Source organism: Pseudomonas sp. LJDD11 (assembly GCF_024584215.1).
In the GTDB taxonomy this organism is placed as follows: Bacteria; Pseudomonadota; Gammaproteobacteria; order Pseudomonadales; family Pseudomonadaceae; genus Aquipseudomonas.
In genome coordinates, this window is the sequence record NZ_JANJFL010000018.1 from 72,769 (window position 1) to 98,946 (window position 26,178).

Annotated in this window: 21 protein-coding genes; 13 read left to right on the plus strand and 8 right to left on the minus strand. The window is 60.1% G+C overall.

The window, feature by feature from the left end; genetic code table 11:
• Window positions 1–201: 201 nt before the first annotated feature.
• Complete coding sequence (gene thpR, locus NRB16_RS19600; protein WP_045491813.1) at window positions 202–798, plus strand: RNA 2',3'-cyclic phosphodiesterase; 597 nt, start codon at window positions 202–204, stop codon at window positions 796–798.
• Between the two features lie 44 nt (window positions 799–842).
• Here the strand turns inward: thpR and NRB16_RS19605 are convergent, their stop codons facing one another.
• Window positions 843–1,715, minus strand: coding sequence for a LysR family transcriptional regulator (locus tag NRB16_RS19605; RefSeq protein ID WP_045491812.1), 873 nt, complete (start codon window positions 1,713–1,715; stop codon window positions 843–845).
• A 173-nt stretch (window positions 1,716–1,888) separates the two neighbouring features.
• Here NRB16_RS19605 and NRB16_RS19610 point away from each other — a divergent pair, with 173 nt between their 5' ends.
• Complete coding sequence (locus tag NRB16_RS19610) at window positions 1,889–3,058, plus strand: mandelate racemase/muconate lactonizing enzyme family protein (protein WP_045491811.1); 1,170 nt, start codon at window positions 1,889–1,891, stop codon at window positions 3,056–3,058.
• A gap of 221 nt (window positions 3,059–3,279) precedes the next feature.
• Window positions 3,280–4,602, plus strand: a complete 1,323-nt coding sequence (dctA, locus tag NRB16_RS19615; protein ID WP_257106724.1) for a C4-dicarboxylate transporter DctA — start codon at window positions 3,280–3,282, stop codon at window positions 4,600–4,602.
• A 52-nt stretch (window positions 4,603–4,654) separates the two neighbouring features.
• Here the strand turns inward: dctA and NRB16_RS19620 are convergent, their stop codons facing one another.
• The 3 genes from NRB16_RS19620 to argC form a co-directional block, all read right to left on the minus strand.
• A complete protein-coding gene (locus tag NRB16_RS19620) occupies window positions 4,655–6,688 on the minus strand; it encodes a hypothetical protein (RefSeq protein ID WP_257106725.1) in 2,034 nt (677 codons plus the stop codon).
• Between the two features lie 272 nt (window positions 6,689–6,960).
• The gene (locus NRB16_RS19625) at window positions 6,961–7,752 is read right to left on the minus strand and encodes an outer membrane protein OmpK (protein ID WP_045491809.1); all 792 of its coding nucleotides are present in this window, start codon (window positions 7,750–7,752) and stop codon (window positions 6,961–6,963) included.
• A 103-nt stretch (window positions 7,753–7,855) separates the two neighbouring features.
• On the minus strand, window positions 7,856–8,836 hold the full coding sequence (argC, locus tag NRB16_RS19630) for an N-acetyl-gamma-glutamyl-phosphate reductase (protein ID WP_257106726.1): 981 nt from the start codon (window positions 8,834–8,836) through the stop codon (window positions 7,856–7,858).
• A 113-nt stretch (window positions 8,837–8,949) separates the two neighbouring features.
• Between argC and NRB16_RS19635 the strand changes: the two genes are divergently transcribed.
• The gene (locus NRB16_RS19635; RefSeq protein WP_257106727.1) at window positions 8,950–9,831 is read left to right on the plus strand and encodes a LysR family transcriptional regulator; all 882 of its coding nucleotides are present in this window, start codon (window positions 8,950–8,952) and stop codon (window positions 9,829–9,831) included.
• Between the two features lie 219 nt (window positions 9,832–10,050).
• Window positions 10,051–12,429, plus strand: coding sequence for a TonB-dependent siderophore receptor (locus NRB16_RS19640; protein WP_257106728.1), 2,379 nt, complete (start codon window positions 10,051–10,053; stop codon window positions 12,427–12,429).
• Between the two features lie 124 nt (window positions 12,430–12,553).
• On the opposite strand, the gene NRB16_RS19645 is transcribed toward NRB16_RS19640, so the two are convergent.
• Together NRB16_RS19645 and NRB16_RS19650 are read right to left on the minus strand one after the other, a co-directional pair.
• Window positions 12,554–12,955, minus strand: coding sequence for a hypothetical protein (locus NRB16_RS19645; protein ID WP_045491801.1), 402 nt, complete (start codon window positions 12,953–12,955; stop codon window positions 12,554–12,556).
• Window positions 12,956–13,145: 190 nt separating this feature from the next.
• Window positions 13,146–13,766, minus strand: a complete 621-nt coding sequence (locus NRB16_RS19650; RefSeq protein ID WP_257106729.1) for a TetR/AcrR family transcriptional regulator — start codon at window positions 13,764–13,766, stop codon at window positions 13,146–13,148.
• 112 nt (window positions 13,767–13,878) lie between these two features.
• Here NRB16_RS19650 and NRB16_RS19655 point away from each other — a divergent pair, with 112 nt between their 5' ends.
• Complete coding sequence (locus tag NRB16_RS19655; RefSeq protein ID WP_253142249.1) at window positions 13,879–15,084, plus strand: MFS transporter; 1,206 nt, start codon at window positions 13,879–13,881, stop codon at window positions 15,082–15,084.
• A gap of 125 nt (window positions 15,085–15,209) precedes the next feature.
• Here NRB16_RS19655 and NRB16_RS19660 read toward each other — a convergent pair whose 3' ends face one another.
• The gene (locus tag NRB16_RS19660; protein WP_257106730.1) at window positions 15,210–16,109 is read right to left on the minus strand and encodes an AraC family transcriptional regulator; all 900 of its coding nucleotides are present in this window, start codon (window positions 16,107–16,109) and stop codon (window positions 15,210–15,212) included.
• 156 nt (window positions 16,110–16,265) lie between these two features.
• Between NRB16_RS19660 and NRB16_RS19665 the strand changes: the two genes are divergently transcribed.
• The 4 genes from NRB16_RS19665 to NRB16_RS19685 all read left to right on the plus strand — a co-directional run bounded on the left by NRB16_RS19665 (window position 16,266) and on the right by NRB16_RS19685 (window position 20,209).
• The gene (locus NRB16_RS19665; protein ID WP_257106731.1) at window positions 16,266–17,024 is read left to right on the plus strand and encodes an SDR family NAD(P)-dependent oxidoreductase; all 759 of its coding nucleotides are present in this window, start codon (window positions 16,266–16,268) and stop codon (window positions 17,022–17,024) included.
• Between the two features lie 50 nt (window positions 17,025–17,074).
• The gene (locus NRB16_RS19670) at window positions 17,075–17,758 is read left to right on the plus strand and encodes a glutathione S-transferase family protein (RefSeq protein ID WP_257106732.1); all 684 of its coding nucleotides are present in this window, start codon (window positions 17,075–17,077) and stop codon (window positions 17,756–17,758) included.
• Between the two features lie 617 nt (window positions 17,759–18,375).
• Complete coding sequence (locus tag NRB16_RS19680; protein ID WP_257106734.1) at window positions 18,376–18,864, plus strand: bifunctional diaminohydroxyphosphoribosylaminopyrimidine deaminase/5-amino-6-(5-phosphoribosylamino)uracil reductase RibD; 489 nt, start codon at window positions 18,376–18,378, stop codon at window positions 18,862–18,864.
• A 31-nt stretch (window positions 18,865–18,895) separates the two neighbouring features.
• Window positions 18,896–20,209 (plus strand): GDSL-type esterase/lipase family protein, encoded by a 1,314-nt coding sequence (locus NRB16_RS19685; RefSeq protein WP_257106735.1) that lies wholly within the window; start codon window positions 18,896–18,898, stop codon window positions 20,207–20,209.
• Window positions 20,210–20,296: 87 nt separating this feature from the next.
• Here the strand turns inward: NRB16_RS19685 and NRB16_RS19690 are convergent, their stop codons facing one another.
• The gene (locus NRB16_RS19690) at window positions 20,297–21,337 is read right to left on the minus strand and encodes an ABC transporter substrate-binding protein (protein ID WP_257106736.1); all 1,041 of its coding nucleotides are present in this window, start codon (window positions 21,335–21,337) and stop codon (window positions 20,297–20,299) included.
• A 584-nt stretch (window positions 21,338–21,921) separates the two neighbouring features.
• Between NRB16_RS19690 and NRB16_RS19695 the strand changes: the two genes are divergently transcribed.
• From NRB16_RS19695 to NRB16_RS19705, 3 genes are read left to right on the plus strand one after another with little or no spacing between them, the layout of a single operon-like run.
• Window positions 21,922–22,752, plus strand: coding sequence for a class II aldolase/adducin family protein (locus NRB16_RS19695; protein ID WP_257106737.1), 831 nt, complete (start codon window positions 21,922–21,924; stop codon window positions 22,750–22,752).
• Window positions 22,753–22,763: 11 nt separating this feature from the next.
• A complete protein-coding gene (locus NRB16_RS19700; protein ID WP_045491762.1) occupies window positions 22,764–23,738 on the plus strand; it encodes an ABC transporter substrate-binding protein in 975 nt (324 codons plus the stop codon).
• Between the two features lie 6 nt (window positions 23,739–23,744).
• A complete protein-coding gene (locus NRB16_RS19705; RefSeq protein WP_253142257.1) occupies window positions 23,745–26,177 on the plus strand; it encodes a TonB-dependent siderophore receptor in 2,433 nt (810 codons plus the stop codon).
• The last annotated feature ends 1 nt before the right edge of the window (window position 26,178 follow it).

Below are 26,178 nucleotides of genomic sequence, written 5' to 3' on the forward strand. Positions count from 1 at the left end.
GTGGCTTTGTCGGGCTCTTCGTCGGAGTGCCGCCCATACCAAGGTAGCTCCGATAGAAGTGTGCAGCGTTTAACCGAACACTATCGGGCTTGAGTCGCGTTCTCCGTTCACCGGCGTTCAATTCTGTGAACTTCAACCGCTTGGCAACCCTCCATCGCAATAGGGTATGTTGGTACCGATTACTGCATGGAGGAACGCCCGATGAGCAGCAACGACTTCACCCCCAACGAGCCCTTCAAGCGGTTGTTCTTCGCCTTGCCTTGCGATGGTGCGCAAACCAAGGCCATTTCACGCTGGCGCTCGGACTTGAAACTGCGCGGCGGCCGTCCGGTACCGGCGGCGAATTTTCACCTGACCCTGATGTTTCTGGGCGATGTCGGCGTGTCACAGCTGCCAGCGATCACCGAGGCGGCTGCGCGCTTGCGCCCGCTGGCTGCGTCGCCGTCGATTGTGCTCGACCAACTGCAGGTCTGGCGGCGCAGCCAGGCCCTGGTGCTGGTGCCGGAGTACCCGCAAGCGGCCTTTTTGCGTTGGGTCTATGAACTGCAGCAGGCCATGCTGCCATTGGGCTTTGCCGTCGACCCTCGCGAGTTTCAGCCCCACGTGACCCTGCTGCGCGACTACCGTGGCGAGGTGCCGGAGGCGCCGTTGGGCACCGAGTTTCACCTGAGCGCCCGAGAGTTCGTGCTGTATGAGTCCTACAAGGGTAAGTACGAGCCCCTGGCCCAATGGCCGCTGGCCGAGGCGCCGGTGAAGATTGAGCGGCACCGGCCGCTGGTGCATCCATTCGGGTTATAGACCAGTGGCCAAGCGACTGGGCCGATCAGGTAACTGAAAACTGTTCAGTCCAGCCCGGCCCAGAACGCTTCGGCAAACGGCGGCAAGGGTGCCAGCGGGCGGGTCAGGTGGATTTGCAGCGGAATGTCCCAGCTGTCATCCAGCGCCCGCACCAGCTTGCCGTCGGCGCGCTCCTGCTCGGTGAGGCTGTTGGGCAGCCAGGCCACGCCTTTGTTTTCAAGCGCCATGGAGGTGAGCACCGCGGCCAGATGACTGCTGAACGAGGGTTGCAGGTGCAGGTAACCGGCCTTGTCTTGCAGGTGATGGTCGATGATCCGCCCCAGCCCCGACTCTTTGCTGTAAGCCAGGTAGGGCAGAGTTTGCAGGTCGGCGCTGAACCCGGCGTCGGCGCCCATCAGCGGAATCAGGCTGTCCTCACCGATGGCCTTGCTCAGGTACTGGCCCGGCGGCAGCTTCGGTGGCACCTGCGGGTGCCGATGGCTGATCAGAAACTGCACCTGACCGTGCATCAGCAGCCGCTCACACTCGGCCATGCTGTCGGACTGCAGGCGCACCGCCTCAATCGGGGCGCCACGCCCGAGCTGGCGGATCCATTTCGGAAAAAACGTGAACGACAACGAATGGGTCGCCGAGAACCGGAGACTCTTGGCCGCCGTGCCGGCCACCTCACGGGCTTCTTCGCGGATGCGGTACAGGCGTGCTGCGGCATCCTGAACACTGGCCAGCACATGCTCGCCGGCCGGGGTCAGGGTTGCGCCCTGGGCCGAACGCTGGAACAGCTCGACCCCCATCCATTGCTCCAGCGCACGAATGCGTCGGCTGAATGCCGGTTGGGTCACATGCCGGGTTTGCGCTGCGCGAATAAAGCCGCCGTGTTCGGCCAGGGCAATGAAGTCTTCGAGCCAGACCAGTTCCATGGTGATGCTGCCTGTGCATGGGGGTGAACCGTTATAGCACGCCTAAAGCAAATATGTCGTACCCATCCAAGTTTGGGCAATGCTGTTTCGGCATTGCCCGGCGCGATAACGGCATTATTCGCCACGGCGGGATGCGCCTAACGTTGTGCTCAACACAACAAGAGGACAGCGCCATGCGCATCGTTGATATCCGCGAAAAAACCGTTTCCATTGCCTCGCCCATTGCCAACGCTTACATCGACTTTTCGAAGATGACCTGCTCGGTGGTCGCGGTGGTCACCGATGTGATCCGCGACGGCAAGCCGGTGATCGGTTACGGCTTCAACTCCAATGGCCGTTATGGTCAGGGCGCGCTGATGCGCGACCGCTTCCTGGCGCGGATCAGCGAAGCCAGCCCCGAATCGCTGATTGATGAGGCCAACGACAACCTCGACCCGTTCGCCATCTGGAAAACCCTGATGACCAACGAGAAGCCCGGCGGTCATGGTGAGCGCTCGGTGGCGGTGGGCACCATCGACATGGCGGTCTGGGACGCGGTAGCCAAGATCGAAGGCAAGCCGCTGTACCGGCTGCTGGCCGACCGTTACCGCAATGGCGTAGCCGACGACAAGGTCTGGGTCTACGCCGCCGGCGGTTACTACTACCCCGGTAAGGACCACACCCAGCTCAAGGCCGAAATGCAGAGCTATCTGGACCGTGGCTACGACGTGGTGAAGATGAAAATCGGCGCCGTGCCGCTGGCCGAAGATTTGTCGCGCATCGAAGCGGTGCTGGATGTGGTCGGCAGCGGCAAGCGCCTGGCGGTAGACGCCAACGGCCGCTTCGATCTGAAAACCGCGATTGCCTACGCCGAAGCGCTCAAGCCATACGACCTGTTCTGGTATGAGGAAGCCGGTGACCCGCTGGACTACGCCCTGCAAGCCGAACTGGCCAACCACTATGACCTGCCGATGGCCACCGGCGAGAACCTGTTCTCCCACCAGGATGCGCGCAACCTGCTGCGCCACGGCGGCATGCGCCCGGACCGCGACTTCGTGCAGTTCGACTGCGCACTGTCTTACGGCTTGGTGGAGTACCTGCGCACCCTCGACGTGATGCAGGAGCTGGGCTGGTCGTCGCGGCGCGTGGTGCCGCACGGCGGGCATCAGATGTCGCTGAACATTGCTGCCGGTCTGCACCTGGGCGGTAACGAGTCCTACCCGGACGTGTTCCAGCCGTTTGGCGGCTTTGCCGACGGCATCCGCGTCGAAAACGGCTACGTCGGCCTGCCGGACATTCCGGGGGTGGGTTTCGAAGCCAAGGCCGCGCTCTATGAGGTGATGCGCGAGCTGGGCGAACGTTGATGCCCCGCAGCGGCCGTCTGGTGTGGCGGCCGCTGCCGGGGTGCCTCTAAAAACGTAGGCGAGGCAGGCAGCGCTAGGCGAAATCAGGCGAGAAAGCGGATTTTACGGGTTGTAAATGAGCATTTTGAGCCTGATTTCAACAACGCGATGGCCACGCAGGTAGTTTTTAGAGGTGCCCTTCTGCATGCCCTCCCAACAAGAACAAGACGAGGTGCGACAACATGGAAAAGTCCGGTTCCCGCTGGTACAGCCAGCTCTATGTGCAGGTGCTGATCGGCATCGTCATCGGTGGTCTGCTGGGTTACTTCGAACCTGGCTTCGGCGCCAAACTGCAACCGCTGGCCGATGGTTTCATCAAGCTGATCAAGATGCTGCTGGCGCCGATCATCTTCGGCACGGTGGTGGTTGGTATGGCCAAGATGGGCAGCATCAAGGAGGTCGGGCGCATTGGTGTCAAAGCGCTGATCTACTTTGAAATCCTCTCTACCATTGCCCTGGTCATCGGCCTGGTGGTGGTCAATATCCTCAAGCCCGGCGAGGGCATGAATATTGACTCCAGCAAGCTCGATGGCAGCACCATCAGCAAGTACACCCAGGTCGCGCATGAGCAGGGCGGTACGGTGGACTTCTTCCTTGGCATTATTCCCAACACCTTTGTCGATGCTTTCGCCAAAGGTTCGATGCTGCAGGTGATCCTGCTGTCGGTGCTGATGGGCGTGGCGCTGGTGCAGATGGGGCCGGTCGCCAAACCGTTGATCAACATCATTGATCTGTTGCTGCAAGGGTTGTTCAAAATCGTGGCGATGGTCATGCGCCTGGCACCTATCGGTGCTGGTGCAGGTATGGCGTTCACCATAGGCAAGTACGGTATCGGCACCTTGCTGTCGCTGGGGCAACTGCTGATCGCGCTGTATGTCACCACCTTGCTGTTCATCCTGATCATTCTCGGCGCGGTGGCGCGCTGGTCTGGCCTGCCGTTGATGCAGTTCCTGCGCTACTTCAAGGATGAAATCCTGATCGTGCTCGGCACCTGTTCCACTGAGTCGGTGCTGCCGCGGATGATGGCCAAGCTGGAAAAACTCGGTTGCCAGAAATCGGTGGTCGGCATGGTGTTGCCCACCGGCTTTACCTTCAACGCCGATGGCACCTGCATCTACCTGACCATGGCCGCGATTTTCGTTGCCCAAGCCACCAACACGCCGCTGACGGTCATGGACCAGTGCGTCCTGCTGGGTGTACTGCTGCTGACCTCGAAAGGCTCGGCGGGTGTCGCCGGTGCGGGTTTTGTGACCCTGGCCGCAACCCTGACCACCATTCACACCATTCCACTGGTGGGGCTGGTGCTGTTGTTGGGAATCGACCGCTTCCTCAATGAGGCGCGGGCCGTGACCAACCTGATTGGCAATGGCATCGGCACCATCGCGATTGCCAAGTGGGACAACGCCTTTGATCTGGCTACGGCCAAGCGCGAGATCGCTGCGCTGGACAACGGCAAGGCCCCGACGATTGAAGCGCCGGGCTTGCAGAAGACTGACAGGGGTTAGGCATTTTACCGGTCACCACGCGCAGGCCAGCAGCGGCCTGCGCGTGCGTGCCTTAGTTCGCCAGCGGCGCCGCACTGATCGTGGCGTTGCGCCAGGCCGTGCTCAATTGTTCGTCCAGCAGAGCCGGCACCGGCTTACCCTGTTTCTCCAGGCTGAGCTTGAGGCCGTTGAGGGAGCGGCCACTGAGCCGGTTATTGATCAGATCGTCGCGGAAGCTCTGCTCGGCCTCGGCGTATTTTTGCAGCTCCAGTTGGGCGTACCCCAGCGACTCGCGCAGGGTGTAGTACCAGTCAGGCGGTTCGTTGTAGTTCAGGCTGTCCTGCACCGCGACGGCCTTGGTCCAGGCAGCCAGTATCTGCTCACCCTTGTTGCCGGTCAGGCTGGCGATGTCATCGGCCAGGGCTTTGGCTTGTGTGCCGGCCGCCTTGGCGCTGGCCTCTTTAAGATCCTGCAGATTCAGCTCGGCTTTGACGCTGGCCTGGGCCTGGTTGAGCAAGATCAGGTTGGCAATGCGCAACAGGTCGATCGCTGCATTGTTGCCGTACGCCAGCGGTTTAGCGGTTTTCTTGAAGTCTTCGGTCAGCGTGTCATTGACCTGCTGCAACCAGGCGCTGAGCAGCTTCTGCGCATCTGCCTCGCTCAGCCCCGGCCGCGACAGTTGTTCATAGGTGCTGGCATAGGCGCGCATGGTCTGGGTGTAGGGCGCGGTCAAATCCTTCCATTCGGGGTCTTCGGCTTTGCAGGTCTGGTTGATGGTTGCCAGGCCGGTATTGATCTTCTTCTCGATGCGATCACGTGCCTGCCAGTCCTGGAAGCGCACGCTGAAGTAGTAAGGCACGGCGTAGAAGTAGTCCGACTTGACCTGGATTTCATCTTTGAATTCTTTGCACAGAAACGGCAGTGCAGCGAATTCTGTGGTGTTGTCCACCAGCTCTTCGACCATCTCGAGGGTCTCGTTCTGGCGACCCTCGATGGACAAGGTCCAGGTCAGAAAGTGGATGTTGTGCCCCAGATAGTGCAGGGCATAGGGGCTTTGCGGGTTGGCCTGGGCAACATAGGCGCGGTCTACCGCCACGGCGGTGTAGTTGGTGACGCTGGCCAGGTTGTTGTTGCCGGTACGCTGGTAGATGTGCGAGGCCATGTGCACCAGATGGCCGATGGCCGGGTTCTGGGTGCGGAAACGCTCTGCCATGGGCAGGCCGCTGTCGGAGAACGGCGACTCTTCGATGGCGTGAATGTAGAAGTGGTTGGCGCCGGTGTGCTGCTGATCCTCTATCAACACCTTGTTGAGAATCTGCAAGGCTTTGGCGGCGGCATCGGTAGGCTCGACCCCGGCGGCAGAGGCGGCATTGCCTTTCCACCATTGCCATGGCGTCAGGTTGAGCAGGGCATCAGCGTGCAGGGTCGCGGCATCCAGATCGCCGGGGTATTTGTTGGCAAGCTCTTGCATGGCCTGGGCGTAGGCTTGCTTGGTCTGGTCGTCGAAGACCACATCATTACCTTCCACGCGATAGAGCTTGAGAAAGGCATTGGTGTAGTCGTATTCGCGCTGCAATTGCTCGCGCCCGAAGCGCTCTTGCAGCGTTTTGTCTTCGAGCCGCTGCCCGGCGTTTTCCTGGGCTTTGAGCGCGGCTCGCCAGGCCAGCAGGTTACAGCCGCCCGTTGCGTTGCTGTTGATATTGGAGTTGGCCGACAGCGCGATGCCCCAATACGGCATCACCGACCCCTTGTCGAGCAGGCTGGCCTGATAGAAGGCACGGGTCGCCTCGGCGAAGTTGAAGCCATATTGCAAGGCCATGCCCTGACTGTAAAAGGCCCCGACCCGCTCGCCCTCTGTGGCGGTGACCAGCGGGTAGCGCGTGCCACCCAGCCCTGAGAGCAGGTAGCTCTTTTGCAGATCCTTGGGGTTGACACAGCCGGCCAGTACGTTGTCCCAAGTGGTGGTCTTGTCAGCGTTGAAACGGCTGATCGGGCCTTCAGTCGCGGGCTCCTGATCGTGGTTATGAGTGGGGCCATGAGCCTGGGCCAGACCGGCAAACAAGGCCAGGCCCAATAAAGGCAAGCGGATCGAGCGGCGGACGTCCATGATGCGGTTACTCCCTGATACCGTGATTGACGCTGCCTGCACTGGCGGCGCAAGCACCAATTTGCCATTTTTTGATGGCCTATTGATAGCGCATTGACGAGCCGGCGCGAAGAAAAATTATCCGTGTCGGCGCGTCGTGGCGTTTTAGCTCAGGGCTTGAAATGGCGTAGCAGCGAGCTTGGTCGCGAAGGCCATTTTCCGGGCGCTACCTGTGTTGGGTCTGGCCCGGCCTTTTCGCGGTCAAGGTCGCCTATTTAAAGCACACTTTGGGATCAGAAGTGGTACTTGACCAGCAGGCTGGTGGTGTTCTGGTCAGTCGCAAACACCTGGCTGTCTTTGATCCCGTATTTGTCGGACCAGTAGTCGTACTCCACGCCGACATACAGATGCTTGGCCTCGTAACCCAGGCTCTTGCCCAGGTCGTACTTGATCTGCGGGTTGAAGTGCAGGTTGGCGTGGTAGTCGCTCTGCTTGCCGCCGCTGCTGGACTTGTTATTGACCACCCAGTCGATGAAGCCGTCGATCACCAGGTTCGAGTTACCCAATGGCAGGGTGTACGACCAGGCCGGGGTGATCTGCCAGGCACCGGCACGCACCCGGTCACCGTCAGGCTGGCGGTAGTAGAAGTTCAGCTGGAAATAGTCAAAGCCGGGAACCGCCAGGTCGAAACCCGGACCCAGCAGGTAAGCATCCACATCGTCATCGCCGAACTCCCAGGTGCTGGCCAGCAGCACGTCCTTGATCGGGCCGAATGACAGGTCGGTGTCGAACAGCTTGCCGGCGCTCAGGCGCGGGCTGATCTCGCCGTACATTGTGTGGTTGCCGTTGCCCGACTTCGCACCGTTGAACCAGATGTTATCGACAAACACAAACAGATCGCCCCAGGTCCAGGCGCTGGCATGTTCCAGGGTGATGGTCTGCTGGATCGCCGGGTCGATCTTGAAGTTCTTGCCGTACAGGTAAGTGATGCTTTCGTCATGCCACAGCAGCGGGCCGTCTGCCCAGGCACTTGGACTGGCCAGCAGGCCCAAGGTGAAAAGTGACGAAGCCAGAGTCTTGTTCATTGTTGCGTCCAAAAAGAGAAAGCCAGAACCCACCGCGCGCAGCCCGAAAGTGCCGGGCCAGACAGCGCGCCGAGATGGGTTGACTGACGATTCGCTATCCGGGTCACGTGCGTAGGGCGTTTAATCGCACGGGAGGCTCCTGAGCCGCTGCGCCGCTGAGCATCAGATCCAGATTCTGTACCGCGGCACCCGCTGCGCCTTTGCCGAGGTTGTCGAACACTGCTGCCAGCAAGGCGTGCTCGTCATGTTCGAAAACCATCAGGCGCAGCGCATCGGTGCCATTGAGCGCCTGTGGGTCGAGGTGGCTCAGTGCCGCAGACTGTTGCAGCGGCATCACCTGCACGTAGTCGCTGGCAGCGTAATGCTGCGCCAGGCAGGCGTGCAGATCGGCGGCGCGGGTGCGTTGGTTCGCCTGCCGCGAGGGCAGCAGCCGCAGCTGCAGCGGCACGGTGAGCACGATCCCTTGGCGGAAAGCGCCGTAGGCCGGGATGAACAGCGGCCGTTGGTTCAGCCCGCTGTGCTGCTGGATTTCCGGTACGTGCTTGTGCGTCAGGCCCAATCCATAAACCTGAAAGGCCGGCGCGTCGGCGGCATGTGCGCCCTCGTACTGCTCGATGCCGGCGCGGCCTTTGCCGGAGTAGCCCGACACGGCATTAATACTGAGCGGGTAATCGGCAGGCAGCAGGCCGGCATCCAGCAACGGCCGCAACAAGCCAATCGCCCCGGTGGGGTAGCAGCCAGGGTTGCTAACGCGCCGGGCCTTGGCAATCTGTTCGGCCTGCCCGGCGTGCATCTGGGCAAAGCCATAGGTCCAGCCGGCGCTGGTGCGGTGCGCAGAGCTGGCATCAATCACTCGTACCGCAGGGTTTTCAATCATCGCGACGGCGTCGCGGGCGGCGTCATCCGGCAGGCATAAAATGGCGATGTCGCAAGCATTCAGGGCCTCGGCACGCAGCAGCGGGTCTTTGCGCCGCTCGGCTGGCAGGGTCAGCAACTGCAGGCCGGTGCGCCCTTGCAGACGCTGCTGGATTTGCAGCCCGGTGGTGCCTTGGTCGCCATCGATGAAGATCAGGGGTGTGCTCATGAAGCTGTTCTCGCGTGAGGAATCAACCCGGCGAATATTCGGTTGATACCTAAGATAGTGAAAGTTGAATTTAAAAATGCTTTCATTCAGTTTTTCTGAATGAGTGCTGTGCCATGCGTGAAGTCAGCCTCGACCGTCTGCGTACCCTGGTGACGATTGCCGACCTGGGGTCGTTCGCTCAAGCGGCGCGGGCGCTCAACCTCGCCGCGCCGACGGTCAGCCTGCACATTGCCGACCTTGAGGCGCGGGTGGGCGCTGCACTGCTGTCGCGTACCCGCGGGCAGGTGCAGCCTACCGCCATCGGTGAAACGCTGATCGTGCGGGCCCGCAACCTGCTGGCCGAAGCCGACCAGGCGCTGGAGGAAGTGCAACGTCAGGTCCAGGGGCTGGCCGGGCGGGTACGGCTGGGCGCATCCACCGGTGCGATTGCGCAGTTGATGCCTCAGGCCCTGGAAATTCTCGGCGAGCGGCATCCGGCTATCGACGTCCAGGTTGCGGTGCTGACCTCTCAGGAAACCTTGCATCGGTTGGCCTGCGGGGCGCTGGACATTGGTTTGGTCGCTTTGCCGCAGGCGCCAGCCAAGGGGTTGTGCATCGAGCCGTGGCGGCGTGATCCGGTCATGGCTTTTCTGCCGGCCCGTTGGCAATGCCCCGAGGTCATCACACCAGCCTGGCTGGCCCGTCAGCCGCTGATTCTCAATGACAGCAGCACCCGACTGGCGCGCCTGACCAGCGAGTGGTTTGCCGCTGATGAGTGTCATCCCGTGGCGCGTATCGAGCTTAACTACAACGATGCGATAAAAAGCCTGGTGGCGGCGGGCTACGGTGCCACGCTGCTGCCCCATGAGGCGGCCACCCCGGCGCCTGACCCGCGCATCGTGATGCGGCCCTTGCAGCCGCCGTTATGGCGCCAGTTGGGGATTGCCCATCGCGCCGCCCGCTGTGAACGCGCCACAACCCATGTGCTGGAGGTGTTGCGGGAGTTGCGCGTCTGAACAGAATGGCGTGCTGCGCGGCCTGTGAATCCAAACCCAATTGCACTTGCATATTTCTAAATCGTATTTAAAAACCACATTTAAATCGCGTTAGGATATATGTCATCGGGCCACCGTTATTCAAATCATAATGACCAGATGATCGCCACCGTCCGCCGCACGGATCGCTCGTCACGGCTGGGGCTGCCTGCCTCGGTAAAGGGATTCAAGGGGAGCGGTATGAGGAGTTTCAAGCGTCATTTGTTGGCCACGGCAATCGTTTCGGCCAATCTGTTGGGCGTCAGCACCTTTGCGGGGGCAGAGGAAGCGGCGCAGGAGTCTTCGACCCTGAGCACGGTGATCGTCACCGGTACCCGCGCTCAGGAGCGCACCGCCAGCGCGTCGCTGTCACCGATTGATGTGATCAGCGGCGATGCCCTGCGCAGCACCGGCTCCGCCGAATTGGGCGCGGTGTTGGCCAAGCTGATTCCATCGATCAACTTTCCACGCCCCAGCCTGGTGGACGGCGCCGAGCTGACCCGCCCGGCGCAGTTGCGCGGGCTGTCGCCGGACCAGGTGTTGGTGCTGGTCAATGGCAAACGTCGCCACACGTCGGCGTTCATTAACCTGGGCGGCGCGGTGGGGCGCGGTTCGGCACCGGCGGATCTGAACGCCATCCCGCTGTCGGCCATCGAGCGTATCGAAGTGCTGCGTGACGGGGCTTCGGCGCGTTATGGCTCCGATGCGATTGCCGGGGTGATCAACGTCATTCTGAAAAGCGCGGACAACGGCGGTACGGTCTCGACCCGCTTCGGCCAGTACAAGAAAGGCGATGGCATCCAGCGCCAGGTGGCCGGCAATACCGGTTTTGCGCTGGGTGAGAACGGCTTTATCAACCTGTCCGCCGAAGGCGCCAACAACGACTACACCGACCGCGCCGGTGATGATTTCCGCGCCGCGAGCATCGGCTCGACCACCTACGGCCAGCATGTATTCCGTCAGGGTGAGCCGGCCAGTGAAGAGGGCAAGATCCAGTTCAACAGCGAGTACAGCTTCAACGATGCGGCCGAGTTCTACAGCTTCGGCGGTTACAGCAAGCGTCGTGGCGAAACTGCTGCCTTCTACCGGGCCAGCAACGCGTCGAACAACAACCCGGCAATTTTCCCCAACGGCTACCTGCCTCTGATTCGCGGCACCCTGGAAGACACCACCCTGGTGGCCGGTCTGCGTGGCGAACTGGCTTACGACTGGCACTACGACCTGTCGGCCAACTACGGCAAAAACAGCTACGAAATCCGCACCAAGACCATCAACACCTCGCTCGGCCTGGCCACGCCGCGTTCGTTCTATAACGGCACCCTGACCAACGACCAGAAGCAGCTCAGCCTCGATCTGTCTCGCGAGTTCAGTGCGTCCTGGCTGCCCAACCCGGTGTCGGTGGCGTTCGGTACTGAATACCTGCGCCAGGGTTATCAGATTGCTGCCGGCCAGGCTGAATCGTACTTCCAGAGCGGCAGCTCGGGGCTGGCAGGCTTCCGCGCTTCGGACGCCGGTAGCACCTCGCGGCATAACTTCGCCCAGTACCTGGACCTGGAAACCAACTTCACCGACAAACTCAGCGCTTCGGCGGCGGTGCGCCATGAGGACTACAGTGACTTCGGCTCCAACGTCAGCGGGGCGATATCGGCCCGTTACGACTTCACCCCGCAGGTCGCGTTGCGCGGCAGCGTCTCCACCGGTTTCCGTGCACCGTCGCTGGCCCAGCAGAACTTTGCCTTTACCTCGTCGCAACTGATCGGCAACAGCATCCAGGAAGCCGGCACCTTCCCGGCCAGCAGCCGCGTGGCGCAACTGCTGGGTGCTGAAGACCTTGAAGCGGAAAAGTCGCGTAACTACAGCGTGGGTCTGGTGCTCGAACCGCTGGACAACCTGACCGTGACCGCCGATGTGTACCGCATCGACATCAAGGACCGGATCTCGCTGTCGTCCAACCTGGTGCTCAACAACGCTGCGGCCAACTACCTGCGGGCCAACGGGGTAGGGGACATCAACTACACCTCGGTGCGCTACTTCACCAACGCCACCGACACCAGCACCGACGGCGTCGATCTGGTCGCCAACTATCGCTACCGCTTCGACAACGGCGTGCGCTGGAACAGCACCCTGGGCTACAACTACAGCCACACCAAAGTCACCGACGTCAAAGCCAACCCTGGCGTGCTCAGCCAGTTGGGCGTCGATCTGGTGCGCGTCGACCGCCGCGAGCGCATCGGCCTGCTGGGTGACACCACGCCCAAGCACAAGCTGAGCTTCGGCAACGACTTCACCTTCGGCAACTGGGCGGTGCATTCCAACCTGGTGCGCTACGGTGAGTTCACCAGCTACCAGGCCGACCCGGTCAACGACCAGACCTTCAGCGCCGCCTGGCTGCTGGACCTGTCGGTGGACTACAACTGGAACAACTGGACCTTCACCGTGGGCGGCGACAACGTCACCGACCAATACCCGGAGAAGCTCAACAGCTTCGCCAACAGCGGCGGCAACCTGGCGTACAGCACCTACTCGCCTTATGGCTACAGCGGTGCGTTCTACTATGCGCAGGTGGCGTATAGCTGGTAAGGCGCAACGCCCAGGAACTCGTTCGTGCAGACGGCCTGTCAGGCACGGCAGAGGATTTGTCGGCCCCGGCGTCTTCGCGAGCGAGCTTCTACCGGATCCCTTGGTCGGGGGGCATGCCCACCCTTTAATGAGTGACTGCCCGCCGCCAGTCCAGCCTGAAATCCTTCCAATACAGCCACAGCCAATGCAGGACCACCGCAAGGGTCAGCCAAGGCAGTTCAAATTTCGGCCATTTCGTGTAAATGCTGAAACTCGTTACGGAAACACAAAAGATCACCAGCCCGATCCAGCAGCCCGGTCCTGGTTCGTTTTTTCCTGATACGAAAAAAAGAAAAAGCCGCCAGCCGGATACCAGGGCCCAGAGGTTGATAACAATTGCCATGGGAAGCAGAAGGCTAGAAATTATTGAAGGCAACATGACAATCGCCAGAGCCGAGCCCATGAAGGCGCTCCCCGTCGCAGGCAGCAGCGCAGTCACAAACCCGGCGACGGCCAGCACACTGTGCAGGCGAGATCGGTATTTCATAAAAAACTCCCTGTAGGTAATTCGCGGACCCGGTCAAGCGTAAATCACCTCGCGGATGTCCTTTCCCATCGTCGCCACTCGATATCGGCAGCCTGATTCGGTTTCATTGATAAAAATGCAGGCTATCGATTTATATACCTAAGTACAGTATTGAGCCTTCGCTGCTGAAGCAGCTCCTACCCGCTTGCATTCAATGCGCGGCAGCGCGCAAACCGTCCCACATTCCCATCATCTGCGTCACCGCAGCATCCAGCGTTTCATGCGCCACGCCATCGCGTGCCAGGGTCGACAAGCCAAGCAGAAAGCTGTCAAAGGCAGCAGCAAGCGTTTCGGGTATCACCGTTGCGGGCAATTCACCCGCGGCTACAGCGCGCTCGACGCATGCAGCCATGGCGGTACGGTTGAGGATTCGGGTGCGCATCAGCGGTTCGGCGATGGCCTTGCTCTCTTCTGAGCACGCGCTCATCAACCCTAGCGACACCAGGCACCCCTTGGGATGATCGGGCTCGCATTGCATTTTCGCCGAGCGGCGCAGGGCGGTTTCAATGGCTTCTCGGGGCGGCAGGGTTGTATCGAACAGGCTGTCGGTGACCCGGCCGTGGGTGTCGAGATAGCGCTCGACCACTTCATTGAACAGCGCCTGTTTCGAGCCAAACGCGGCGTAAAAACTCGGCGCGCTAATACCGCCGCCCATCCCGGCCTTGAGTTGGCTGAGCGAGGTCGCGTCATAGCCATGCTCCCAAAACAGGTGCAGCGCCTGAGTGATTGCCAGGTCACGATCAAACGTGCGTGGCCGACCCATCTGTGCCATGTCAAATCCTCATGCAGAATGATTTAAATACTAGTCGATACATAAGTCGTTGACCACCCGCCCGGATCACGCCTAACATCTGTATCGATCAGTATATAAATTGAGGTGTTAAATGGTTACCGATGAGAAACACAGCGAGAAGCTGCCGCTTGGGGCGTTACTGGCACTGGCAATGGCCGGTTTTATCTGCATCGTGACCGAGACGTTGCCTGCCGGCTTGCTGCCTGAGATCAGCAATGGCCTGGACGTTTCGGCATCGCTTGCAGGGCAGATGGTCACGGTTTATGCGCTGGGTTCGTTGCTGGCGGCCATTCCGCTGACCATCGCCACGCAAGGCTGGCGGCGCAGAACGGTGTTGTTGCTGACGGTGGTCGGCTTTCTGCTGTTCAACACGGTCACGGCGTTGTCGTCCAGCTACTGGCTGACCCTGGTGGCGAGGTTTTTTGCGGGAGTCTCGGCAGGTCTGGCCTGGAGCCTGATTGCCGGTTATGCACGGCGCATGGTTGCTCCGCACTTGCAGGGCCGTGCGCTGGCGGTGGCGATGCTGGGCGCACCTGTCGCCTTGTCACTGGGCGTGCCGCTGGGCACCTGGCTGGGTGGGCTCATGGGCTGGCGTATGGCGTTCGGGCTGATGTCCGCAATGACCCTGCTGCTCATCGTCTGGGTGCTGGTCAAAGTACCTGACTACCCTGGCCAGGCGGCCTCGCAGCGTATGGCACTGCGTCAGGTTTTCCTCACGCCCGGTGTGCGTTCGGTGCTGGCTGTGGTGTTCACCTGGATGCTGGCACACAACATTCTTTATACCTATGTCGCGCCGTTTGTTGCCAACGCCGGGCTGGCCAATGACGTCGATCTGGTCTTGCTGGCATTTGGTGTTGCGGCGCTGGCAGGCATCTGGATCACCGGGCAGCTGGTTGACCGTCACCTGCGAAAGGCTGTGCTGGCCAGCCTGGCGACCTTCGCAGCGGTTGCGGTTCTGTTCGGCCTGTTTTCAGCGTCGGCGCTGGCGATTTACGTCGGCGCGTTCATCTGGGGCCTGACCTTTGGCGGCGCCGCCACCCTGTTGCAGACTGCGCTGGCCGACTCGGCAGGTGAGGGCGCTGATGTCGCGCTGTCCATGAACGTGGTGGTCTGGAACAGCGCAATCGCCGCTGCCGGGCTACTCGGCGGCGTGCTGCTCGGTCAATGGGGCGTCAGTTCTTTTGCATGGGTTTTGGTGGTGTTGTTACTGCTGAGCCTGGTCATTGCATGGCGGGCGAGTGTGCATGGGTTTGCGAAGGGGCACCGGCAGGCCGGTCAGGTGATCATTGCGCATTGATGGGCCGTTCATGGACGCCCTGAGGGCGGAAAAAAAACGGCTCAGGTGTTCTGCGCCAAGTCGCCTCTCAGGCGTTGGATAACTGCACTGTCACTGCCTGTCTGGTTCTCATCTTGATCTGCCATCTACACCCTGATTGGATTGCCTATTGCCTGCCGGATCTCGCGTACATCACGTGCAGGCGATGCGCCGAATTGGCGCAAATATTCGCGGCTGAACTGCGATGCGCTTTCATAGCCGACAGCGAACGCCACGTCAGCCGCTCGATGCTCGCCAGCAAGCAAGAGCTGGCGAGCTTCCTGCAATCTGAGCTGTTTTTGATACTGGACAGGACTAAGACCGGTCATCGACAGAAAATGGCGATGCAGGCTCGCCCGGCTCATACCGCTTGCATCGCACAACGCCTCGATGCGAAGCCGGGTATTGTAATGATCCCTGATCCAGGCAACGGCACGCCGAATGCTACCCAGGGGGCCCTCAGGTTGAGCGATCTGCCGCAGGAGCCTTCCCTGCGGCCCTTGCAAGAGACGATAAAGCAATTCCCGTTCGACCATGGGGCCGAGAATCGGGATATCGTCAGGTGTATCGAGTAGCGACAGCAAACGAAGTAGGGTGCCTCGAAGCGGAGCGGTCATTGGGTTTATCGCGATGCCAATGCCCTTTTGCTCGCTCTCGCGTACCGGCGGCATCGCTGCGGCCAATTCAGCCAATATGGCCGGATCCAGCACGATCGATAGTGCCACATAAGGCCGCCCTCCTTCAGCATCAAGAATTTGCCCGATCAAAGGTAGATCCAAGGCGCTGATAAGATATTGCTCGCTGTTGTAACTCAGCAGATTGTCGTTGATCGCAACGCGTTTCGAGCCTTGCAGGATGAAGCAAATCATTGAACGGTACAGACAGGGCGCCTTGTCGGTAGAGCCCTGACCCACGCAGATATCCACACGGGGGATCTGGGTGATGGTCAAACCCGGTGGCGCGTGGCGCAGGGCTATATCGAGGTGCGGGGCAAGATCGTCGTTCATGCGGCGATTATGCCAACGCCTCGCGAGTGCGCAAGACACTTGAGACAATCAGGCAATGAATTGAGCTTATTGGACGTGTGTTGAAAAACGGTCAACGCCTATCTTGAGCGGGTCAAGAAAGCGCCGCAGGGCGCGCTTAACCTACAGAGATATCCCATGACCAATCAGATCGCACTCATCACCGGCGCCAGCCGTGGCCTTGGCCGCAATATGGCGCTTCATCTCGCCAAGCGCGGCGTCCATATCATCGGTACCTATCGCAGTAGCTCTGCAGAGGCCGAGACATTGAAACAGGAGATCGAAGCTTTGGGCGGCAAAGCCGCGATGCTGCCGCTCGAGATCACCGTGACCAGCAGCTATCCCGCTTTCGTAAGGGCGGTGACCAGTACGCTGCAGAACGACTTCGGCCGTGAACGCTTCGACTTCCTCATCAACAATGCCGGTAATGGGCTCTTCTCGAACTTTGTTGACGCAACCGAAGGCCAGTTTGACTCATTGGTTGCCACTCACCTTCGTGGACCAATTTTTCTGACCCAGAAACTGTTGCCAATCATGGAAGATGGCGGTCGTGTCCTGAACGTATCGTCCGGCTTCGTGCGTTTTACCCTGCCGGGCTACAGCGTGTATGCAGCAGTAAAGGCCGCGATCGAAGTTCTAACCCGTTACTTGGCCGTAGAGCTTGGCTCGCGCCAAATTCGGGTCAATGCAATTGCCCCTGGTGCCATCGCAACCGACTTCGGCGGTGGTGCGGTACGTGACAACAAGGAGGTGAACGCATACGTGGCACAGGGCATCGCGCTTGGCCGTGTCGGTCTGCCAGACGATATCGGTGGTGCGGTGGCCGCGATCCTGTCCGATGACATGGCTTGGGCCAATGGGACGACTTTTGACATTTCCGGCGGGCAATTGCTGTAGCGATAGCCGCATCGACTCCCATCCCGTCGCAGCCTTGCCGAGAGATCACCATGTCGAACGCCCGACTTACACTCATCAGCCATCCGTTGTGCCCGTTTGTGCAGCGAGCGGCGATTGTCTTGCTGGAAAAAAATGTGTCCTTCGAGAGAGTCGATGTCGACCTCGTCTACAAGCCAGATTGGTTGCTGGCGCTATCGTCGACAGGAAAGGTGCCTTTGCTTAAGGTGGAGCGGCCAAATAGGGCAGACACGATACTGTTCGAGAGCATGGCCATCTGCGAATACCTCAATGAAACGCAGGGTGGCGTCAGTCTCTATTCCAACAACGCACTCTCACGTGCGCAACAGCGTGCCTGGATAGAGTTTGGCGCCGCGGCGCTTGCAGATGCCTGGCAGTTTCTCAACGCCAAAGACCTTGAAATCGCTGAGAACAAGAAAGCTGTCTTTCGAAGCAAACTGCAGCGGCTTGAAAACGAGCTAGATCAAGTGCCCTATTTTTCCGGATCAGCGTTCAGCATGGTCGATGTAGTGTTTGCACCCCTTTTTCGTTACTTCGACGTGCTGAGCCCAGTCGTCTCCCAGCGGATCTTCAACAACCTTCCTCGCGTCACAGCGTGGCGGGGTTCGCTGGCAAACAGGCCGAGTGTGGTTTCTGCTGTGCGGGACGATTATGCTGAGTTATTTCAACAGCACTTGGTTAAGCAGCAGGCGATAGTCTCAGGTTTTATTCGCTAAATAGAACCTCAGATCGTAAGTGATCCACGATTTCGACATTCAAACCGCCAAGCAGAAGCCTGATGCTGGGCTCCCGAATTATTTCCGCAGCCTTGGCCATGATGCGTCCCGACGCCAAAGTCGAAAGGTAAGTTTTGAAATACTCACCATTGCTGCAGGCGGTAACAGAGTGCTCACCGAACGACTCGATAAGTTCGAGCGCGCTGATGGCAGCGAGATTGGAGCCACGAAAGTAATGGGTATATTGGAGCTTGGAGGCGATTAGATCATTGCATGGAGAGATTGCTTTGATGTGAACTTCGCTCAGAAAATCTCCGATAGCCAGTAGACAGTGCAGCGACTGTGCCTTCCGTTGATTTCCAACAATCCGTAACACGAGGTGCAAGGCTTACCATCGAAGCACCTCCTGGCAAATCTCTGCATATTAGCGTGAAGAGTGTGTTGATGATTAAACAGACTGTACCGTTCTCACGTATACTTTTTCGCTAGAAAAAAGAATATGAACAGCGGATGTGCCTCGTGGGCGCAAGCTTTGTTTGGACGCCGCGAACGTGTGCAATCGGGGTTCAGTATCCAATCCCCCAAACACCTCCATCCCGCAGCACAAGGATTCAGCCATGTCGCTAACCGCTGAGCACTCTATATTCTCGGAGTCAGACCGGCTGTTCATGAATCAGGCACTGGAGCAGGGCCGGCGCGCATTGCCCGGCTGCCAGCCGAACCCGCCGGTGGGTTGCGTCATCGTGAGCCATGGCGTTGTTGTCGCCAGCGGCTACACGCAGCCGCCGGGGCAGCATCATGAGGAGGCGATGGCGCTGTCCCGGTTGGCGCCAGGCCTCGATGAGCTGACGGCCTATGTGACGCTGGAGCCTTGCTCGTTCGCGGGGCGCACGCCTTCCTGTGCGCTGGCTCTGGTCAGTTCGGGGATCAAGCGCGTGCATGTCGCGATGCTGGACCCTGACCCGCGCAATGCTGGCGCGGGTATCGCGATTCTTCAGCAAGCGGGGATAGCGGTTACGCTTGGCTTGCTTGAAGAGCAGGCTGGCGAGGATCTGGGCGCGTACCTGCATCGCGGCCTCGGTCTGCTCGAAAAACCAGGTCAATGATATACGCCGAATAAACATAACAAGGATGGCCATGATCTTACCAAGCAGTAATTTGAGCCCTGGCGCTCACTCAAGTCCGGACCCTGACAGCAAATGGATTTCCGTATGGGCAGCAGCCGAGCAGGGCCCTTATCCGGTTGGAAATCCTGCCGCTCAGCCTGATTTACAGTATGCATTTGCAGATGAGGCTAGCGGGGCGAACAACCAGAGTTTCCGCCTCATCGTTCGGCCCAGTCGCTGGGGCTCACATGCCCGTATTCGGCTATCAAACTCATTTGGTACACAGTCGGTGGTGTTTGAGGGAGTCTCTGTCGGCTTGCATGCTTACGGATCTTCAATCGTGGCAGGCAGCAGTCGACCGGTTTTATTTGCGGGCAAAAGTCAGGTGACCGTTCCCGCCGGGGAGTCTGTCTGGAGCGATGCTGTTGAGCTGCCGATTCATAAACAGGCATTCCCTTTGCTGGAGGGAAGGAAAATAGCCGTCAGTTTCGCTGTCGTAGGTTCGAGTGGGCCGATGACATGGCACGCCAAGTCGCTGAGCACTTCCTATCTAAGCAAACCCAACAGCGTTGCGTCTGCGAATGATGACGCCGGGCTGGAGCTGCCTTACAGCACGATATCCACTTACTTTCTTGATGTTGTGGATATGCGTATGCCTGGCGATACCCAAGTTGTCGTCGCATTGGGTGACTCAATCACCGACGGTGTCGGGTCAACGTTAAATGGTGATGATCGCTGGCCGGATGTTCTGAACCAGCGCTTACATGCCGCTTATGGGGATAAATTTTCGGTTGTAAACCTTGGGATGGGTGGCAATCAGATCATTGGCCCAAGTGTCTATACTGCGCAGCAGGCCTTTCGGGGTGGACCGGCCGCTGTATCACGAATTGACACGGACATTGTCAAGCTGTCTGGTGTTTCGACGGTGATCTGGATGCAAGGTATAAATGACTTTAGCGAGAACGGCAGGGCCTCGCTAGATGACGTCATCCAAGGAATGACGGGCGCGATTGCAAAATTGCGTGAGTGGGTAAGCGGTGTTCGTATCATAGGTGCAACCCTCACGACGGCTTACGGCAGTACCAGCGCTGCCCATGGAAGTCTCGAGCAAGACAATAAACGCAAAGCGTTAAATGACTTTATCCGGTCGAGTCAGTTATTCGACGGCTATGTTGATTTTGACCTGGCTACCCGCGATCCCGCCTCGGGAAAATTGCAAAAGCAATTCGTGCCAGACAGCACGATCGGCGGCCCGGGCGATGGAGTGCATCCGAACAGAGCAGGCTATCAGGCGATGGGAAAGGCGATAGATCTTGAAATGCTTCTAAACCCTGGAGCGAAATAAGCTGTAGATCGTGGGCTATATCGAGCAAATATAAAAAAGCGCAGCCTGCTCACCACAGGCTGCGCTTTTTCTATCGCTAACCCGCCATCAACTGCCCTGCAACGGCTTGAACGAGTCCTGGAAGAAGTAATCCTGCCATGAGGCCGGTTTGTTCTTGATCGCGCCCACGCGGTACAGGAACTCGGCCAGCGGGTAGGTGTTTTTCGGGGTGGTGGTGAACTGGAACTCGGGTTTGTCGATGATCTTCAGCAGTTCGGCCTTGTCGATCTTGGCCTTGCTGACCCGGATGTAGGTGTCGGCAGCGCCATTGATGTCTTTCTTGATGTAGGCCTCGGCCTCACCCAGTGCTTCGATGAACGCCTTGTAGGTCTTGGGGTTCTCGGCGCGGAATTTTTCGGTGGCGAACAGCACGGTCGGCGAGTTGGGGCCGAGCAGTTTGTAGGTGTCGAGCACCACGTGCACGTCTTTGTTTTTCGCCAGTGCCTGATCCTGGAACGGCGGGTTGGAGAAGTGGCCGTTCAGTTCGGTGCCGCCGGCGATCAGGCTGGCGGTGGCGTCCGGATGCGGCAGGCTGACGGTGTATTTGTCCAGGCGGTTGAACTCCTTGTCGCCCCACAGCTGCGCAGCGGCGTACTGCAGGTAACGCGACTGCACCGAGACGCCGACTGCCGGTACGGCGATGCGGTCTTTTTCAGTGAAGTCAGCGATGGTCTTCACGTTGGGGTTGCTGCTGAGCAGGTAGTACGGGAAGTTGCCCAGCGAGGCTACGGCCTTGACGTTCTGGCGGTCCTTGGTGCGGTCCCAGATGGTCAGCAGCGGGCCGACACCGGCACCGGCAATGTCGATCGAGCCAGACAGCAGCGCGTCGTTGACCGCCGAGCCGCCAGACAACTGGGTCCAGTCGACCTTGATCGCCAAGCCGTCAGCCTTGCCGTGTTTCTCGATCAGGTTCTGGTCACGCACCACGTTGAGCAGCAGGTAAACAATGCCGAACTGTTCGGCGATGCGAATCTCGCCTTCAGCCTGGGCGGTGGCAGGCACCATGGCTGCGCCGGCCAGCAGGCTGGTGCACAGGCCCAGTGTGGTGGCCAGGCGGCTGAGGCGAGGAAAGCGGGTGGATTTGTTCATGCATGCTCCGGTGTTCGGCAATGGTGGCATTCGATGCATGGATCTTATAGGTATTAAAAATATTTTTTAAATATCGATATTGAATAACGATAGTTTCGAAGCGCTGCCGGGCGAATGCGCTTTCTTATGCGCTTTTCAGATAAATAAATTAACCATAAATAACAAATATTAATATTAGGTTATGCGATTAAGGAATTTTACAGATCAATCAACCTGCGTTTATGTTCTAGCCATGGCCGCTCATGACGCTCCCCTGCATCCTCGGCCACAGCATGGATGTGCGTTTGCCGCGTGGCAGGATCGCCACGCACTCTGGTCACCAGGCCGTTTTTGACATTCCGGCCCAGCAAGATCGCGCTCGACCCGACCCCTCGCACGGTGGAGGAGAGCTGTAGCCATATCGATTCCATGCGAGGGTTCCTGTACATGAGCACCTGACACTGCCTGCCGATCCGTCGCTCCAGACGTAGATCCTCCTTATCGACCCCGAGTCCGAACCCGAACCTGAGCCCAGCACGGCGCTTTGCGCCTGTGTTCGCTCTGAATAAAGCTCGCCAAGCCGAGCGCCAGCACGAGTAACCGGCATGAGCCAGAGACAACCTTATTCCAACAGCTTGCTGAGCCTGCCCCATGGCAATAACCGCTTGAACCTTGAGGCGGTGCCGCACCACGACGACCTGCAGCAGGAGCGCCTGCACCGCAAGCAGCGTCTGGCGGCGTCTTATCGATTGTTTGCCCGCTACGGGTTCGAAGTCGGGCTGGCCGGGCATTTCACTGCCCGCGACCCGATCGAACCGGAGCATTACTGGATCAACCCGTTGGGTGTGCCGTTCTCGCAAATCAGCGTGTCCAGCCTGTTGCGGGTCAACCGTGAGGGGCAGGTGGTGGAGGGCGAAGGCCTGCTTAACACCAGCGCGCTGGAGCTGCACGACGGTATCCAGAATGCGCGCCCTGAGGTGGTCGGCATCGCCCACTTGCACGGCTTTTATGGCCGCACCTGGTCAGCGCTTGGCCAGTTGTTCGAGCCCATTACCGCCGAGGCCGGTGCCTTTGTTGACGATCAGGCGATCTTCCGCCGCCATGAGCTGCGCAGCGGCGACGGCCGCCTCGACAACGACCGTGATCGGGTGACCGCAGCGTTTGTCGACAGCTTTGCCAACAACAATCTGTTGTTCTGGCAAAACCACGGGGTCTGGACAGTGGGCGAGAGCGTCGAGAGTGCCGCCTGGCGCTTCATTCTGGCCGAGGACGTGGCGCGCTCGCATTTGCTGGCCCGTGCTGCCGGTGTGCCGGTGGTGCCGCAAACCGACCCGGTCACCGCGCAAAGCCGCGCCCGCAACGAGCTGTTTTCGTGGCTGAACTTCCAGCCGCTGTGGGACGAGATCATCGCCCAACAGCCTGACTTGCTCGACTGAGGCGGTTGATCATGACCGACCTGACACGACGCAAGCTGCTGCGTGGCGCGGCCGCGCTGGGCGCCGCCGGGCTGCTGGCTCCGGCACTGGCGGCTACGCAGGAACCGCTGCGGGTCTGGCGCTATAAGGGCTCGGCGGCGTCGTTCATCGAGCTGGCCGGCCAGGCTGACACGCCGTACCCGGTGCAGTGGGTCGACATTGCCGGGGGCAATATCGTGCTTGAAGCGCTGCGCAGCGGCAGTCTGGATTACACCCAGATGAGTGAAGTGCCGCCAATTTTTGCAGCGCTGGCCCAAGTGCCGCTGGCGGTGGTCGCGGTACTGCCTGGCGCCCGCCAGGACCTGGGGCTAGTGGTGGGTGGCGACACCGGTATCGCTCAGGTGGCCGATCTCAAAGGCCGCAGTGTCGGTTATGTGCGCGGCACCAACACCCAGTATTACCTGCTCGACTTGCTCAGCCGTCACGGCTTGACCCTGCAAGACATCAAACCGGTGCCCATGCCGATGCAGGAGGCGCTGATTGCCTTTCGCAGCGGTCACCTGGATGCGCTGGTGGCCGGTGGCATCAGTGCCCTGCAAGCCACCGAACAAAGCAACGCCGGCGTGCCGGCGCTGCGCCTGGAAAACGCCAGCCCGTTTGTGGGCAATACGGTGATTGCCGCCCGCCGCGCCACCCTGGATGACCCGCTCAAACGGGCGCAGATCGCAGATTTTCTGCGCCGCGAGCGGGCGACTTGGGCCTGGGTCGCCGCCAACCCCGAGGCTTGGGCACAACACAGTGCCGAACTGACCGGTATCAGCGCCGACCTGTACCTGCGCCAGTTTCGTGAGCGCGGTGCGCCGATCCGCCTGGAGTCGATCAGCGAGCCGGCCATCGTTTCGGCGCAGCAGGTCGCTGACAGCTTTTTCGAGCATCGCCTGATTCGCCAGCGCGTCGATGTACGACCGCTGTGGCGCGACGATTTTAAAACCATTCTGGAAGCCTGATCCCTTATGAAACTGACGTTCCCTCAGCCCTCCCTGGCGCTGGCACCGATGCTGCTGGCTGGCTTCACGCTGTTGCCGGTGCATGCCGCCGAACCTGTTGAAAGCCTGGAAACCGTGGTGGTCACCGGCTCACGCGGCAGTGAAGCCCGCACCGTGACCAGCAGCCCGGCGCCTATTGATGTGGTCAGTGGCGCGCAACTGGAAAAAACCGGCCAGGCCAGCTTGCGCGGCGCGCTGGAAAAGGCCTTGCCGTCGTTCAGTCAGCGACCGTCGGGTAGCTCCAACGACAGCATTGCCCGGCCTTATAGCCTGCGCGGCCTGAACGGTTCCAACGTGCTGGTGCTGGTCAATGGCAAGCGGCGCCACAACAGCTCGGTGATCAACCTCGATTCCACTGCCGCCTATGGCACCAACCCGGTGGACCTGGACCTGATTCCGGTCAGCGCCATCGACCATGTGGAAGTGCTGCGCGACGGTGCCTCGGCGCAGTACGGCTCCGATGCCATCGCGGGGGTGATCAACATCATCCTCAAGCAGACCGACCATGGCGGCTCGGTCAGCACCCAGTATGGCGAATACTACGAAGGCGGCGACGGCGGGACGATTCGCAGTGCGGTCAACTCCGGCTTTGCCTTGCCCAACGATGGCTTTTTCAACGTCTCGGTGGATGCCAAATCACAACAGACGGCGGTGCGTTCCAGGGACGCGACCGGTAACTTCTACTTTCCCGGCGATGCACGCGAGGCCGGCGCCGACCGCCAGCCGCAGCGCAACGGTCTGCCGAAGATCAAGGGCTACAACCTCAGCTATAACGCCGAACTGCCGGTCAATGACGACCTGACCCTGTACTCGTTCTCGACCTACAGCCAGCGCGATGCCAGGGGCGGGCAGAACTTCCGGCGGCCCAACTCGACCAACATCATCCCGCAGATTTACCCCGACGGCACCGCACCGTTCTACACCCTGGACGAGACCGACTTTCAGGCCGCTGCCGGTGCCAAGGGCCAGCTCGCCGAGTGGAACTGGGACCTGAGTTCGACCTTTGGCCGCGCCAAGTCGCTGGCCGGCTCGGACGAGAGCCTTAACGCCTCGCTGGGCCCCGGCAGCCCGACCCGCTTCGACAGTTACACCAACACCTTCGATCAGTGGACCAGCAACCTCGACCTGACCCGCGCCTTTGATGTGGGGCTCGCCAAGCCGCTGCAAGTGTCGTGGGGTGCCGAGCATCGTCACGAGCGCTACAAGACCCAGTCCGAAGATGTCGAAGCCTGGATCAACGGTGGCTATGTCTACCCGAGCGGGCCGCTGGCCGGCCAGCCCGCCGCCGTGGGCGCTCAAGGCGCGATCACCCTGACCCCGGAAGACGCCGGGCAGAACAGCCGCAACAGCTACGCCACTTACCTGGACCTGGGCATCAACCCCACTGACAAGCTGTACCTGGGCCTGGCCGGGCGCTTCGAAAAATATGACGACAGCTCGGGCAACACCGCCAGCGGCAAGGTTTCGGTGCGCTACGACTTCACCCCGGAGTTCGCCCTGCGCGGTACGCTGAGCAATGGCTTTCGGGCGCCGTCGCTGTCGCAATCGACCTATGCCCAGACCTCTAACCAGTACACCCTGGTCAACGGCGTGGCGCAGTTCGTCGAAGCCAAGACCGCACGGGTCGACTCGCCGCTGGCCCGCGCCCTGGGCGCCGAAGACCTCGACCCGGAGAAGTCGCGCAACATCAGCCTGGGCCTGACCTGGAAGCCATTGCCGCAAGCCAACGTGACCCTCGATGCCTACCAGATCGAGATCAAGGACCGGGTGGCGCTGACCGGTTTTCTGTTTGGCAGCGGGGTCAATCAGGTGCTGCAGCAACTGGGTTATACGCCCGGTTACCGGGTCAAGTACTTCACCAACGCCGCAGACACCACCACCCGTGGCGTGGATCTGGTTACCGATTACCGGGTCGATTACGGGCGCTTTGGCAGCGTCAAGTACGGCGTGGCGTTCAACTACAACAAGACCGAGCTGGACAGCATCAAGTCGACGCCGGCTGCGTTGTCCGGCAGTGGGCTGGAGCTGTTCGACCGGGTTGCCCAGGGTTACCTGACCGTGGCCAACCCCGAGACCAAGCTGATTCTCAGTGGCCAGTGGAAGATCGACCGCTTCGACATCAACCTCGGCGTGACCCGTTACGACAAGGTCACGGTGCGCGATGCCAACCCCAACTTCGACTCGACCTTCGGCGCCAAGTGGATCACCGACCTGGAAGTGGCCTATGCGGTCACCGACCAGTTGGGCGTGGCCGTGGGCGCCAACAACCTGTTCGACGTGCGTGCCGACAACAACGGCTACCCGGCCGGTGACGTCAACGGCTTCCCGAAATTCGGCAACGCCTCACCGTTCAACCCTTATGGCGGCTTCTGGTACACGCGCCTGAGCTATGACTTCTGAT